Below are 13,036 nucleotides of genomic sequence, written 5' to 3'. Positions count from 1 at the left end.
AATCGACCCCGTTTGCCCGCCCCTCCGTCGCGGATATCAGGGGTGGCATCAAGTTCGCGCTCGATCGGCAGTATCCGCCGCGTGGTACGTTCACCGGCCCCGTCGCCGCCTAGCTGCGGCTGGCCAGCAGCCCCTCGACCAGCAAGTCCCAGACCCTCCTAATTCGGGGCGTCTGCCGCATGGCCTGCGGGGCCGCCAGCCAGACCTGCAGGGGCGGGATGGGCAAGTCAAACGCCAGTTCCTCGACCAGGGGATCCGCGCGCCCGACCGAGCGTTGAGAGAACCCGATGCCGCACCCGGCGCGCACCAGTTCCCAATAGGCGCTCTGGTTGTCGCAGCGCACCGGGAACAATTCGCGCGTCGCGGGCCAGCCCATGTCGCGCATCGTCGAGATGATGGTCTCGTTCGCGTCCAGCCCGACGAGATCGTGTTTCATCAGATCGGCGACCTGTGTGGGCCGCCCCGCGCGGTCGAGATAGGACTTGGCGGCGAAAGCCGCCAGTTCGACATCCATGACGTGCCGGGCCACGATGTCCATCTGGCGGGGCGGGTACATGCGCACGGCGATGTCGGCTTCGCGAAACAGCAGGTTTTCGGTCGTGTCGGTGGGAACCAGTTCCAGTTGTATTTCGGGCTCGGCCCTGCGGATTCGAGCGAGGATCGGCGGCAGCGTATGGTGGGAAGCAAAGACCGAGGCGGTGATGCGCACTGTTCCCTTGAGTTCCGTGGACTGGCCGGCGGCGACCAGGGCGATGCCCTGCATCGCTTCGCGCATCCGCTCGGCCATCGGGACCAACCGCGCCCCCGTCGCGCTGAGGCTCAGGCCGCGGGCATGCCGGTCGAACAGCGATACGCCGAGGGATTGTTCCAGCGTCTGGATCTGGCGCCCCACCGTGGGTTGGCTGCTGTTCAGTTTCCGTGCCGCGGCGGACAGCGAGCCCGTTTCGGCGACGGCCAGAAAGGTCTGGACCAGTGTCCAGTCGGAAGAGTGTGGCGACTTGTCCATTCAATATTGAATACACAATCTGCAGTTTCTGACTATTCCCAAACAGTGCCGAATGAATAGACTTTGGGAAAGTCAGGAGAATTCGCATGACCCAGACAGTTCTCATTCTTGGCGCGTCGGGACGTTTTGGAAGACATGCCGCGCTGGCTTTTGGGCAAGCCGGCTGGACCGTGCGGCAGTTCGACCGGAACGCGGACACGTTGATGGTCGCGGCGCAAGGCGCGGATGTGATCGTGAACGCATGGAACCCGCCCTATCCGGATTGGGCCGAGCAGGTGCCGCGCCTGCACCGGAAGGTCATCGAAGCGGCGCAGGCGAGCGGCGCGGCGGTGCTCGTGCCGGGCAATGTCTATGTCTTCGCGCCCGACGCCCCTTTGCCCTGGTCCGGGGCGACCCCCCATCAGGCGCGCACTCCGCTGGGCCGAATTCGGGCGGAGATGGAGGAGGCGTACAGAGCTTCGACGGTGCGGACGATCATCCTGCGCGCGGGCGACTTCATCGATACGCAGGCTTCGGGCAACTGGTTCGACAAGGTCATGATCAAGTCGCTGGACCGGGGCAAGTTCGTGTATCCGGGCGATCCCGACATCCCGCATGCCTGGGCCTATCTGCCGGACCTGGCGCGGGCCGCCGTGGCGCTGGCCGAGTTGCGGGGCGACCTGCCCCGTTACGCGGATGTTCCTTTCGCAGGTCATACCGTGAGCGGTCGGCAGATCGCCGACTGCCTGTCGGACCTGATGGGCCGTCGCATTTCCATCCGCCCCATGCCTTGGTGGCAAGTGCATCTGGCGCGGCCGTTCTGGCCGGCAGCGCGGCATCTGATCGAGATGCGGTACCTTTGGGATACGCCGCATTGTCTGGACGGGGCCTTTTTCGAGTCCCTGGTCGGCAGATTCGCCCAGACGGATTTGAAGACTGCGTTGCGATCCGCCATTCCGGCCGCGCTATTGCGGAACGATGTCCACCCAGACCAGGCGATGACGGCTGGCGCGTGATGCTGCTTCATGGCCGTCCTCGCCCGGTGCCGGCCAATACACACCGGCGTCGCTGACATGCCAGTCGGCGGAGGGCAGAACGTAGTCCACCCGGAAACGGCCGACGCGGGGCCAGTCCACCGTGTCGTGCGCGTCGGGTGAGCGATGCCCCTGATCTCCGGCCAGCGCAGCTCCGGTGCTGCGCGGCGCCGGATCCTGCAGGCGCGCGTCCGCCAGAAGGGCGCGGATCGCTTCGGTTCTTCCGTCGCTGTCCCAAGGGTCCAGATTCGCGTCGCCCGCCAGAACAAAACGGCGGGTAGGGGGCGGTCCATCGAGGGCGCCGTCCATGTAGATCTGCCAGAACCGGATTTCGTCGCGGTTGCGCAATCCGTTCCGATCCTCGGGTCCGTCGAAGACCGGGGGGGTCGCGTGGAAGGTCATCAGGTGAAACCTGCCCCATGGAGCATCGATCGGCAGGATCCAATGCGCGGTGGTGGAGAGCCGTTGATGCAGGTGCGCGTCGTCGGAGGGGAACGGAAGGCCGTCCTTCACCGGCATCTGCGCGCCGGGCAGATCCCGCCAGAGGAGATCCGAAAAGTCCCGGACTTCATCCATGGCGATGGGGTGGCGGGACAGAACCGCCATGCCGCCCTGGCCGGTGAACTCCCCCCAGCCATGGGCGTCACCAGGGCCGTCAACCCGCCCATCTCCGTCCAGATCGCGGCCGGAGGCGAACCCACGGTTGGGGCGGCGCGCGAAGCGGTGCGGATACGCGCATCCGGCCTCGGCCAGCCGATCCGCCAGAGCACGCAGGGCCAGGCCGTCATGATCCCAGTCGATGCCCTGCAGCGCGATCACGTCGGGGGACACCGCCGCGATGACCGCAACGACATCCAAGACCTGCCGGTCGCCACGCCGTATGTCGCGCAGCAGCAGGCCGGGACCGTCGCGGCCAAGTTCGGTGTTGAAGGTGGCGATGCGCAGCGGTTCTGCCTGCGCCACAACGGGCAACAGAAGCAGCAGGAGCCTGAGGATCATGCAGTCTGGGCAGCCTCGGAGGTTGCGTAGGCGCGGCGGCGCTTTTCCTCGATCAGGTTGGCGATACGCATCATGGCCATGCCCCGCATGATCATGCTGGCGGGCAGGAAGGCCCAGGCGCTCATCGTCCAGATCAGCGTTTGCGGATTGCTGAGCGAGATCGGGTCAAACACATCCGACGCCAGCTTGATGACCGCGGGGATCAGGAAGGGCAGGAGAACGCCCAGCGTGACATTGATCCGCCCGTCGCGCTGTAGGCGGGTGACGACATCGCCGCCGGTGGTCGGGTCGAACAGCGGCAGGTTGACCCAGACGTTGAAAGCGCCGTTGCCCAGGGGCCAGCCCCGCACACGTACCGCATAGGCAAAGCTGGCAACCGTCACCAGGGCGGCGATATAGGCGATGCCGGCCGACATCCGCACCAGATTGACCAGCCCGGTGCTGGCATCCGGCGGCAGCATCAGCACCACGAGCCGCACCGGCGAATAGGGAAAATCGACGAACTTCGCGATGACCATTCCGACGCCGGCGAACAGCGTGGTCAGGCCCGTCGGCGTGTAGACATGCTTGCAGACCAGCGTCAGGAAGGTGACCATCGACATCAGCCCGACGAACCGCAGACGGTTCAGCGGCGGGGCGTCGCGGAATTCGATGAAGCTGGGAAAATCGGAGTTGTATTCGGCAAAGGTCAGAACGAAGGCGAGGATCGCGAGAAACACCACGATCTCGGTCGCATTCGAAACTGAACCGGGCAGATACAGGGCCGGCGTGAGCACCATCAGTGCCACAAGCAAGCCTCTCATCACCGCCCCTGTTGTGCGTGCAAACACTATCCGAATCCCTTCAAACTGGACAGGCCGGTTCATTGCCGTGCCTTTGTTCCAACTTGTGCCCGCATTTTTACGGATGCCCCATGTAGGCATATTTGTGCCGACAATAGACATCCCGCTCAAGACACCCGGATAACAAACACCTGATTTCGGGCAAAAACATGGCAACACTGGTGCCGCTTTGCATCATTGATGGCGCAAATTCGGCGTGTATTCCACAATGATTACTACATTTTGTGGTTGAGCGTTTTTTTGGCGCAATCGACAAGGGCCGCGCGTGGCGGCCCTTGCGTACTTACCCCGCGTCAACGTCAGACCCAGGGGCGCGCCTGAGTCGCGTGCGATTCGAATCGGTCGATGTGGTGATCCTTTTCCAGGGTCAGCCCGATGTCGTCCAGACCGTTCAGCAAGCAGTGCTTGCGGTGCGGGTCGATGTCGAACTCGATCACGACGCCGTCCGACGTGATGATCTGCTGATCCTCGAGGTGCACCGTCATACGGGCATTCTCACCCTTGTGCGCGTCTTCCATGAGGATGGCGTGATGCTCGTCCTCGACCACGATCGGCAGGATGCCGTTCTTGAAGCAGTTGTTGTAGAAGATGTCGGCAAAGCTGGTCGAGATCACCACCTTGATGCCGAAATCCTTGATCGCCCAAGGGGCGTGTTCGCGCGACGAGCCGCAACCGAAATTGTCGCCCGCCACCAGAATCTCGGCATTGCGATAGGCGGGTTTGTTCAGAACGAAGTCTTCGTTCTCGCGCCCGTCCTCGTGATACCGCATCTCATCGAACAACACGACGCCAAGGCCCGACCGCTTGATGGTCTTCAGGTGGACCTTGGGGATGATCATGTCGGTGTCGATGTTGATCAGAGGCATCGGGGCGGCCACCCCGTGGACTTTTTCAAACTTTTCCATGTTCACACTCCTGCGGGAGAGGGCCGGCCCCGTGCCCCGCGATTCAGGCTTCTTTCGTTTCCGTCGTTCCGTTTTCGGCACCCTTGACGAAGAGCGCCATGAAGATCAGGCCGAACCCGTTGAAAAGCATTTCGATGCCCAGAAGGATCCCGAGCAGATTCAGCAACCAGGCGGGCTCCGCGGTGGCGTAGTTCCAGATGATCAGCGCCAGAACCATCGACAGGATGCCCGACAGCAGAGTCGGCCAGAAAAACTGCGTTCCCCGCATCTGGAACGACAGGATGATGCGGGCGATGCCGCCGGCCAGGAACAGGATGATGACCAACATCGACAGCGAGATCACACCTTGCAGCGGGTGCGCCAGAAAAGACCAGCCGAGAAACAGCATGACCGCGCCCATGACAAAGGACAGAATCTTGTTTCCGGTGCCTTCGACGGTGAAGGCGCCGAAAAGCTGAAAGCCGCCCGCGACCAACAGCAGCGCGCCGGTCACGGTCACGACCGCGATCGAGGCGATGAACGTGTTGCCCAGCACGATGATGCCGAACACGATCGATAAAAGCCCCAACAGGAGCCATTTAACCCAGTTGCTCATTTCAGTCTCTCCCTCAAAAGTTCAACTATGAGGGTAGCTTACATCAACTCCCTGACATCTGTCAGCTTTCCCGTGATTGCCGCAGCGGCAGCCATGGCCGGGCTCAGCAGGTGGGTGCGCCCGCCTCGGCCCTGGCGGCCTTCGAAGTTGCGGTTCGACGTGGCGGCGCAACGTTCGCCGGGCTGCAGCTGATCCGGGTTCATCGCAAGACACATCGAACACCCGGCCAGACGCCACTCGAACCCGGCCTCCTTGAAGATCTCGGCAATCCCTTCCTCTTCGGCCTGGGCGCGGACAAGGCCCGAGCCGGGCACGACCATGGCCCGCAGCCCGTCCTTGATCTTTTTGCCTTTGAGGATTTCGGCTGCTGCGCGCAGGTCTTCGATCCGGCCGTTCGTGCAGGATCCGATGAACACTGTGTCGATTTCGATCTCGCGGAGCGGCGTTCCGGGCTTTAGACCCATGTATTCAAGCGACCGGCGCGCCGCATCGACCTTGCCGCCTTCGAAATCCTCCGGGTGCGGGACGGTGGCGGTGATCGGCAGGACATCCTCGGGGCTGGTGCCCCAGGTCACGACCGGCGCAATGTCCTCGCCGCGGATCGTCACGACCTTGTCCCAATGGGCATCGTCGTCGGAATAGAGCGTCTTCCACCAGTTCAGCGCGGCTTCCCACTGGGCGCCTTTGGGGGCGTGCGGGCGGCCCTTGACATATTCGAAGGTGGTTTCGTCCGGTGCGATCAGGCCGGCACGCGCGCCACCCTCGATGGCCATGTTGCAGACGGTCATGCGGCCTTCCATGCTGAGCGAACGGATGGCCTCACCGCAATACTCGATCACATAGCCGGTCCCGCCGGCGGTACCGGTCTCGCCGATCACGGCCAGGGTGATGTCCTTGGCGGTCACGCCCGGCTGCAGCTTGCCGGTGATCTCGACCTTCATGTTCCTGGACTTCTTCTGGATCAGCGTCTGCGTGGCCAGAACGTGCTCGACCTCGGACGTGCCGATGCCATGCGCCAGCGCGCCGAACGCGCCGTGGGTGGCGGTGTGGCTGTCGCCGCAGACCACGGTCATGCCCGGCAGGGTCCAGCCCTGTTCGGGGCCGACGATGTGCACGATGCCCTGGCGGATATCGTTCACCGGGTAGTAGTGAATACCGAATTCCTTGGCGTTCTTGTCCAAAGCCTCGACCTGCAGGCGGGATTCCGGGTTTTCGATCCCGTTCACGCGGTCGGGGGTGGTGGGCACGTTGTGGTCGGGCACGGCGATGGTCTTTTCCGGGGCCCGCACCTTGCGGCCTGCCATGCGCAGCCCTTCGAAAGCCTGCGGACTGGTCACTTCGTGCACCAGGTGGCGGTCGATATAAAGCAGGCAGGTGCCATCGTCGGCTTCGTGCACGACATGGGCATCCCAGATCTTGTCATAGAGTGTCTTGGGGGACATCGGTCCTCTCCCGTATGTGAGAATGGCTGGCAACAGGTGGCTGGACGCCGCCTATGGGCGGGCCAGTACCGTCCGGGCAGCCCCGAAGAACCGCTCGCGCAGCCGGGCGCGGTCCTGCAGGTTCGGTGTCGGGGCGGGGTGGTATCTCATGCGCATCAGATATAACGGGCAACAGAGGCAATCAAGTTTGATCTTGGCCGCGACGGCGGCCTTGCGTTGCGGCCTTGGCGCGCTCCATGCTGGTGTCAGGAGGTGCATGGATGGATCCAGACCAGTTGCCGTCCACGTTCACGGATCTGATCGAGACATTCGCGGCGCAGGGGCAGAGGATCTTTGACCTGTTCCTGACGCCCGGCTGGCGACAGTACCAGTTGCTGATCCTACTGTTGCTGCTGGCCCTCGCGCTGGTTCTGAAATTCCTTACCCGAAACCGTTGGGAGGCATGGGCGCGCGGCCGGGAGGGCTGGCCGAAATGGCGCTTGCGGGTGCTCGTGCAGGTCATGCGCAGGCTGACGCTGGTCTATTTCGCTCTGTTCACGTGGATCGTGTATCTGGTGATGCAGCAGGCGACATGGCCATCGCGCAGTTACATCATCGGTATCTTCGCGACCCTGGCGACGGCATGGCTGGTGATCGCTCTGCTGTCGCGGCTGGTGCGCAACCGCACGTTCCGGCAGATCTTCAAGTGGTCGATGTGGATCTATGCCACGCTGCTGGCCCTGAACCTGACCGACGACGTGGCCGGCTTTCTGGACAATGTCGCGGTTTCGATCGGCGATCTGCATATTTCGGTTCTCGGCATTCTCAAGGCGGCCCTGCTGATCGGTGTCCTTCTGATCCTGGCGCGGCTGGGCACCCAGGCCGCTTCGCGGGCTTTGGAAGGCAATGATGACATCACGCCGTCGATGCAGGTGCTGCTGGCCAAGGCGATCCAGGTCTCGCTGTACGGGATCGTCTTTCTCATCGCGATCCGGACGCTCGGTTTCGATCTGACCGGCATTGCCCTGCTTTCGGGCGCCGTGGGGGTCGGGATTGGTTTCGGCCTGCAAAAGGTGGTGTCGAACCTGATTTCCGGAATCATCATCCTGATGGACCGGTCGATCAAACCCGGCGACGTGATCTCGCTGGGCGACACGTTTGGCTGGATCAACTCTCTGGGTGCGCGCTATGTCTCGGTGGTGACGCGCGATGGGCGCGAATACCTCATCCCGAACGAGGATCTCATCACCAACCAGGTGGTGAACTGGTCGCATTCCGATCGCTTCGTGCGGCTCGACCTGCATTTCGGTACCAGTTACGGCGACGACCCGCACAAGGTGCGTGCGGTCGCCATCGGCGCCGTGAAATCGGTCAAACGGGTGCTGAGCGGCCCGGGGCACGATCCGGTGTGCCACATCACGGGTTTCGGAGACAGCAGCGTCGATTACATCCTGCGGTTCTGGATCAGCGATCCGACCGCGGGCCTGACCAACATCCGCGGCAACGTCTTTCTGGCGCTGTGGGATGCCTTTCAGGCCGAAGGCATTTCGATCCCCTTCCCGCAGCGCGAAGTCCGGTTGCTGGGCGGCGGGCACGCAGAGTCGGATGCGCAACAGATTGCCAAGGAGTGAAGGGGCGTGACGCCGCATTTCATTGAAATGTCACGATCGGGTTGTTAATTTGGAGATACCTCGGCGCCGGAGGTGGTCGGCGTTCAGCAAAGGAGGACAATGTTCTGTCTCTTCATTCTCAGGCGGAATTTCCCGCCGATAATGGGGCCTCGATAATGGCCCAAACCCAGCTTACCAGCGAAAAGCTGCTTGAGCGCATCCTTTCCTCACTTTCCGATGACAAGGCCGAAGACATCGTGCAGATCGACCTGCGCGGCAAATCCTCGGTTGCGGATTACATGGTGATCGCGTCCGGGCGTTCGACACGTCAGGTCTCGGCCATGTCGGAAAAGCTGACGGATCGCATCAAGCAGGAATTCGGGTTCACCTCGAAAGTCGAAGGCAAGGATGCCGGCGACTGGGTTCTGATCGACACGGGCGACGTGATCGTCCATGTCTTCCGCCCCGAAGTGCGCGAGTTCTATCAACTGGAAAAGATGTGGCTGCCGCAGGGCAGCAGCGCCTCGGCCAACTGAGGCGCCATCCCGGCCTGCGATTACGGGCCGGAAGCGGGAGTTGAATGCGCATTGACATCTGCGCGGTCGGCCGGTTGCGGGCCGGACCGGAGAAAACCCTGATTGACGACTATCTGATGCGGTTCGAACGGCAGGGGCGCGCGCTCGGGCTGGGTCCGGCGCGGGTTGTCGAAGTCGAAGACAAGAAGAACGCAGGCATGGGCGCCGAGGCCGAGTTGTTGCGCCGGGCCTTGCCAAAAGGCGCGTTGGTCTGCGCGCTGGACGAGCGGGGCAAGGTGCTCTCCTCTCCGGAATTCGCCGAGCGCCTTGCCGGATGGCGCGATGCGGGTCGCCAGAATCTGGCGTTCATCCTCGGCGGGGCGGACGGGATCGACCCCGCGTTGCGGTCCCGGGCGGAGTTCTCGATTTCCTTCGGCGCCATGGTCTGGCCGCACATGCTGGCGCGGGTGATGCTGGCCGAACAGCTTTATCGGGCGGCGACGATCCTCGCCGGTGGCCCGTATCATCGGTCGTGAACAGGGCAGGGATGGCGCAGCTTTTGATCGTCTATCATTCGAGGACCGGGGGCAGCCGGCAGATGGCCGAAGCGGCCGCCCAAGGCGCGCGTGGCGAAACGCCGACGCTGCTGTTGCCCGCGGAGCGGGCCGGTCACGACGATCTGTTGCAGGCGGACGGGTACATCTTTTGCGCACCCGAAAACCTGGCGGCGATTTCCGGCGTGATGAAAGAGTTCTTCGACCGCTGCTACTATCCGGTTTTGGGGCGGATCGAAGGGCGGCCATACGCGCAGATGGTCTGTGCCGGGTCGGACGGTGAGAACGCCGCCCGGCAGATCGCGCGGATTGCAACGGGATGGCGATTGAAGGAGGTTCAGCCCCCCCTCATCGTCTGCACTCATGCCCAGACACCGGAACAGATCCTGGCGCCCAAGATCATTCCCGATGCTCAACTCGGAACATGCCGCGATCTGGGCATGGCCATGGCCGCGGGCCTGAGCATGGGGATGTTCTGAGACCGGGCCTCAGTCGAGCAAAAGGGTGTAGGTGTCGGTGCTCCAACCGTCCACGTTGCATCGGGATTGGATTTGCACCTTGGTCACGCCTTCGGGAATCTGCACCCCGCTCAGCGACCGGGTGAACGGCTGTTCCTGCTCGTGCGGGTGATGAAGAACCCGCAGGCCAAGCTCGTTTCCATCCATGTCCAATACGCGCCAACCGTCGGCATAGTGATCCCAGCCGGTATCCGGATGCGAAATCGTGACATCGAACCGCCACGTGTCCCCGCTGCGCTGGGCGGTGGCGCCTTCGATCACCGGCGGGTCCGCGAAGGCCGGTGCGGCCAGAAAGGCGGTGAGGATCAGAAGTCTCATGCCGCGATGATACGGATGAACCGCAGGACGGTCGATCCCCTTCACGGCTGCGACAGTAAGACTTACCGGTTCAACTTGCCAGAAGGCAAAATTGGTAATATTACTTTACCAAACGGAGGAGCCCGCCATGGAAATGCCGAGACCCGATGCTGCGGTCCTTGCCCGCAAGGCGAAGTTGCGCGACCGACTGTTGCAGGTGCTGCCCCAGGATGCGGTGATCCATGACGAGGCGGAAACCCGCGCCTACGAGTGCGATGCGCTCACCGCCTACAAGTGCCCGCCATTGATCGTGGTTCTGCCGTCTTCGACGCAGGAGGTTTCGGATGTGCTCCGGATTTGCCACGACGAGGGTGTGCCGGTCGTGCCACGCGGGGCGGGAACGTCATTGGCCGGTGGCGCCCTGCCGACGGCCGATTGCGTGATCCTGGGCATCGCCCGCATGAACGAGGTTTTGGAAATCGACTATGACAACCGGTTTGTCCGGGTGCAGGCGGGGCGCACGAATCTGAGTGTGACCGGCGCGGTCGAGGAAGAGGAGTTTTTCTACGCGCCCGACCCGTCCTCGCAGCTGGCCTGCGCCATTGCCGGCAACATCGCGATGAATTCCGGCGGGGCGCATTGCCTGAAATACGGGGTGACGACCAACAACCTTTTGGGCGTGACCATGGCGCTGATGGACGGGACCGTGGTCGAAATCGGCGGCGCGCATCTGGACGCCGCGGGACTGGATCTGTTGGGTGTCGTCTGCGGATCGGAAGGGCAACTGGGCGTGGTGACCGAGGCGACGTTGCGCATTCTGCGCAAGCCCGAGGGTGCGCGCCCGGTCCTGATGGGCTTTGACGACAACGCGGTTGCGGGCGCATGTGTCTCGGACATCATCAAGTCCGGCATCCTGCCGGTCGCCATTGAATTCATGGACCGCCTTTGCATCCGGGCCTGCGAGAGCTTTGCCCATGCCGGATACCCGGATTGCGAGGCGCTTCTGATCGTCGAGGTCGAAGGTTCGGAGGCCGAGATCGACAGCCAGTTGGCGAAAATCATCGAAATCGCAAAACGCCACAATCCGGTGGAACTGCGCGAAAGCCAGTCGGCCGAGGAAAGCGCAAAGATCTGGCTGGGGCGGAAATCGGCCTTTGGCGCCATGGGGCAGATCAACGACTATATGTGCCTCGACGGCACCATCCCGGTTTCGTCGCTGCCGATGGTGCTGCGCCGGATCGGCGAGATGAGCCAGGACTACGGCCTGCCCGTGGGCAACGTGTTTCACGCCGGCGACGGCAACATGCATCCGCTGATCCTGTTCGACGCCAACAAGCCCGGCGATCTGGAAAAATGCGAGGCGTTCGGGGCCGAAATCCTGAAACTTTGCGTCGATGCGGGCGGCTGCCTTACCGGCGAACACGGGGTCGGGATCGAGAAGCGCGATCTGATGCTGCACCAATACGACGCGGCGGATCTGGAAGCGCAGATGGCGGTGAAGGACGTGTTTGACCCGGCCTGGCTGTTGAACCCGGCCAAGGTATTCCCGCTGCAAAGCTCGGCAGCCCGTCGAATGGCTGCGGAATGAGGGGCGCTGCGCCTTTTGGCCCGTGCCGGGCCAATTCACCCCGCCGTTTTTTCAACGAGAAGAAGAGACATGACACCTGAAACAGAGGGCGCGCTTGCCGCATTGGTGGCCGGATTGAACGAGCCGGTGCGGATCATGGGCGGCGGCACGCGCGGAGCGGGCGGACCGGAGTCGGGGCTGAGCACCGCCGGTCTGAACGGGATCACGTTGTACGAACCCGGCGCCCTGACCTTGGTGGCAAAAGCCGGCACGCCGCTGGCCGAGATCGAGGCGGCACTGGAGGCCGAGGGGCAGCGCCTGCCGTTCGAGCCGATGGATTGCCGGGGGCTGCTGGGAACCCAGGGCTCGCCGACCATCGGCGGCGTCGTGGCGGCCAACGCGTCGGGGCCGCGCCGGGTGCAGGCCGGAGCGTGTCGGGATTACCTGCTGGGTGTCCGCTATGTCGATGGGCGGGGCGAGATCATCAAGAACGGCGGCCGGGTGATGAAGAACGTTACCGGCTATGACCTGGTCAAGTTGATGGCCGGGTCGTGGGGCACGCTGGGCGTTCTGACCGAGGTTTCGCTCAAGGTGCTGCCAAAGGCCGAAGCGGTTGAAACGCTTGCGGTTTCGGTTCCGGACTCGCGCGCTGCCGTGCGCGCCTTGTCGGCAGCCTTGGCATCGCCCTTTGAGGTCAGCGGCGCGGCCTATGATCCTGCGCAGGGCCGCGCGCTGGTGCGCGTCGAAGGGTTTGCGGAGTCCGTCTCCTATCGCTCTGCGCGGTTGGCGGAGTTGCTGGCCGGTCACGGTGTCGTGGATCATGTAGAGGACAGCGCCGCCATTTGGGACGGCATTCGCGACGTGGCGCCGTTTCACGATCGTGCGGGCGATGTCTGGCGGCTATCCGTCAAACCGACGGATGCGCCTGAGATTGCAGATCGGGCCGGTGCAGACGGTCTGCTGTTCGATTGGGGCGGCGGGCTGATCTGGGCCCTGGTGCCCGAAGGCACCGACCTGCGCGCGCGTCTGGGCGCATTCATGGGCCATGCAACCCTGGTGCGCGCCGCGGCCGAGACCTTCGTCAGCCTGGGACGGTTTCATCCCGAACCGGCGCCGGTTGCCGCCCTGAGCCGGGGGCTGCGTGCGCAGTTCGACCCCAAGGGTCTCTTCAACCCCGGTCTGATGGGATAGGCG

Annotated in this window: 14 protein-coding genes; 7 read left to right on the top strand and 7 right to left on the bottom strand. The window is 63.4% G+C overall.

Annotated elements, in window-relative coordinates:
• Positions 1 to 109 precede the first annotated feature (109 nt).
• Positions 110 to 1,006, bottom strand: a complete 897-nt coding sequence (locus tag AC2FNJ_RS07015) for a LysR family transcriptional regulator (protein WP_496763501.1) — start codon at positions 1,004 to 1,006, stop codon at positions 110 to 112.
• Positions 1,007 to 1,092: 86 nt separating this feature from the next.
• On the opposite strand from AC2FNJ_RS07015, the gene AC2FNJ_RS07010 reads away from it, so the two are divergent.
• Positions 1,093 to 2,001 (top strand): Rossmann-fold NAD(P)-binding domain-containing protein, encoded by a 909-nt coding sequence (locus AC2FNJ_RS07010; RefSeq protein WP_496763500.1) that lies wholly within the window; start codon positions 1,093 to 1,095, stop codon positions 1,999 to 2,001.
• Here the strand turns inward: AC2FNJ_RS07010 and AC2FNJ_RS07005 are convergent.
• The 5 genes from AC2FNJ_RS07005 to leuC form a co-directional block, all read right to left on the bottom strand.
• Entirely contained in the window at positions 1,951 to 3,018 is a 1,068-nt protein-coding gene (locus AC2FNJ_RS07005; protein WP_496763498.1) for an endonuclease/exonuclease/phosphatase family protein, read from the bottom strand. The genes AC2FNJ_RS07010 and AC2FNJ_RS07005 overlap by 51 nt on opposite strands.
• Entirely contained in the window at positions 3,015 to 3,848 is an 834-nt protein-coding gene (locus AC2FNJ_RS07000) for a hypothetical protein (protein ID WP_496763497.1), read from the bottom strand. The genes AC2FNJ_RS07005 and AC2FNJ_RS07000 overlap by 4 nt, the downstream gene beginning before the upstream one ends.
• A gap of 311 nt (positions 3,849 to 4,159) precedes the next feature.
• Positions 4,160 to 4,765 carry a 3-isopropylmalate dehydratase small subunit gene (gene leuD / locus AC2FNJ_RS06995; RefSeq protein WP_496763496.1) on the bottom strand — a complete coding sequence of 202 codons (606 nt, stop codon included), beginning with the start codon at positions 4,763 to 4,765 and terminating at the stop codon, positions 4,160 to 4,162.
• A gap of 43 nt (positions 4,766 to 4,808) precedes the next feature.
• Positions 4,809 to 5,360 (bottom strand): HdeD family acid-resistance protein, encoded by a 552-nt coding sequence (locus AC2FNJ_RS06990; protein WP_496763495.1) that lies wholly within the window; start codon positions 5,358 to 5,360, stop codon positions 4,809 to 4,811.
• 38 nt (positions 5,361 to 5,398) lie between these two features.
• Positions 5,399 to 6,802: a 3-isopropylmalate dehydratase large subunit gene (gene leuC / locus AC2FNJ_RS06985; RefSeq protein WP_496763493.1), complete on the bottom strand. Its 1,404-nt coding sequence runs from the start codon at positions 6,800 to 6,802 to the stop codon at positions 5,399 to 5,401.
• Between the two features lie 260 nt (positions 6,803 to 7,062).
• Here leuC and AC2FNJ_RS06980 point away from each other — a divergent pair, with 260 nt between their 5' ends.
• The 4 genes from AC2FNJ_RS06980 (at position 7,063) to AC2FNJ_RS06965 (ending at position 9,939) form a co-directional block, all read left to right on the top strand.
• Complete coding sequence (locus tag AC2FNJ_RS06980) at positions 7,063 to 8,412, top strand: mechanosensitive ion channel family protein (RefSeq protein ID WP_496763491.1); 1,350 nt, start codon at positions 7,063 to 7,065, stop codon at positions 8,410 to 8,412.
• A gap of 152 nt (positions 8,413 to 8,564) precedes the next feature.
• Positions 8,565 to 8,927, top strand: a complete 363-nt coding sequence (rsfS, locus tag AC2FNJ_RS06975; RefSeq protein WP_496763504.1) for a ribosome silencing factor — start codon at positions 8,565 to 8,567, stop codon at positions 8,925 to 8,927.
• 44 nt (positions 8,928 to 8,971) lie between these two features.
• Positions 8,972 to 9,442 (top strand): 23S rRNA (pseudouridine(1915)-N(3))-methyltransferase RlmH, encoded by a 471-nt coding sequence (gene rlmH, locus AC2FNJ_RS06970; RefSeq protein WP_496763490.1) that lies wholly within the window; start codon positions 8,972 to 8,974, stop codon positions 9,440 to 9,442.
• Between the two features lie 11 nt (positions 9,443 to 9,453).
• Positions 9,454 to 9,939 carry a flavodoxin family protein gene (locus tag AC2FNJ_RS06965; protein WP_496763488.1) on the top strand — a complete coding sequence of 162 codons (486 nt, stop codon included), beginning with the start codon at positions 9,454 to 9,456 and terminating at the stop codon, positions 9,937 to 9,939.
• A 9-nt stretch (positions 9,940 to 9,948) separates the two neighbouring features.
• Here AC2FNJ_RS06965 and AC2FNJ_RS06960 read toward each other — a convergent pair whose 3' ends face one another.
• Positions 9,949 to 10,296 (bottom strand): hypothetical protein, encoded by a 348-nt coding sequence (locus tag AC2FNJ_RS06960; RefSeq protein WP_496763486.1) that lies wholly within the window; start codon positions 10,294 to 10,296, stop codon positions 9,949 to 9,951.
• A gap of 127 nt (positions 10,297 to 10,423) precedes the next feature.
• Between AC2FNJ_RS06960 and AC2FNJ_RS06955 the strand changes: the two genes are divergently transcribed.
• Positions 10,424 to 11,863 (top strand): FAD-linked oxidase C-terminal domain-containing protein, encoded by a 1,440-nt coding sequence (locus AC2FNJ_RS06955; RefSeq protein ID WP_496763485.1) that lies wholly within the window; start codon positions 10,424 to 10,426, stop codon positions 11,861 to 11,863.
• 69 nt (positions 11,864 to 11,932) lie between these two features.
• Complete coding sequence (locus AC2FNJ_RS06950; RefSeq protein ID WP_496763483.1) at positions 11,933 to 13,033, top strand: FAD-binding protein; 1,101 nt, start codon at positions 11,933 to 11,935, stop codon at positions 13,031 to 13,033.
• The last annotated feature ends 3 nt before the right edge of the window (positions 13,034 to 13,036 follow it).

The sequence above is a fragment of the Ruegeria sp. BHSB196 genome, from assembly GCF_059613135.1.
This window is presented reverse-complemented; position numbering and strand designations above follow the sequence as displayed.

What these genes read in the sequence shown, in the direction of transcription:
- AC2FNJ_RS07010 (WP_496763500.1), top strand. Translation starts at nt 1,093, where the DNA reads ATGACCCAGACAGTTCTCATTCTTGGCGCGTCGGGACGTTTTGGAAGA.
- AC2FNJ_RS06950 (WP_496763483.1), top strand. Translation starts at nt 11,933, where the DNA reads ATGACACCTGAAACAGAGGGCGCGCTTGCCGCATTGGTGGCCGGATTG.
- AC2FNJ_RS06990 (WP_496763495.1), bottom strand. Translation starts at nt 5,360, where the DNA reads ATGAGCAACTGGGTTAAATGGCTCCTGTTGGGGCTTTTATCGATCGTG.
- leuD (WP_496763496.1), bottom strand. Translation starts at nt 4,765, where the DNA reads ATGGAAAAGTTTGAAAAAGTCCACGGGGTGGCCGCCCCGATGCCTCTG.
- AC2FNJ_RS06960 (WP_496763486.1), bottom strand. Translation starts at nt 10,296, where the DNA reads ATGAGACTTCTGATCCTCACCGCCTTTCTGGCCGCACCGGCCTTCGCG.
- rlmH (WP_496763490.1), top strand. Translation starts at nt 8,972, where the DNA reads ATGCGCATTGACATCTGCGCGGTCGGCCGGTTGCGGGCCGGACCGGAG.
- AC2FNJ_RS07005 (WP_496763498.1), bottom strand. Translation starts at nt 3,018, where the DNA reads ATGATCCTCAGGCTCCTGCTGCTTCTGTTGCCCGTTGTGGCGCAGGCA.
- AC2FNJ_RS06980 (WP_496763491.1), top strand. Translation starts at nt 7,063, where the DNA reads ATGGATCCAGACCAGTTGCCGTCCACGTTCACGGATCTGATCGAGACA.
- AC2FNJ_RS07015 (WP_496763501.1), bottom strand. Translation starts at nt 1,006, where the DNA reads ATGGACAAGTCGCCACACTCTTCCGACTGGACACTGGTCCAGACCTTT.
- leuC (WP_496763493.1), bottom strand. Translation starts at nt 6,802, where the DNA reads ATGTCCCCCAAGACACTCTATGACAAGATCTGGGATGCCCATGTCGTG.
- AC2FNJ_RS06955 (WP_496763485.1), top strand. Translation starts at nt 10,424, where the DNA reads ATGGAAATGCCGAGACCCGATGCTGCGGTCCTTGCCCGCAAGGCGAAG.
- AC2FNJ_RS06965 (WP_496763488.1), top strand. Translation starts at nt 9,454, where the DNA reads ATGGCGCAGCTTTTGATCGTCTATCATTCGAGGACCGGGGGCAGCCGG.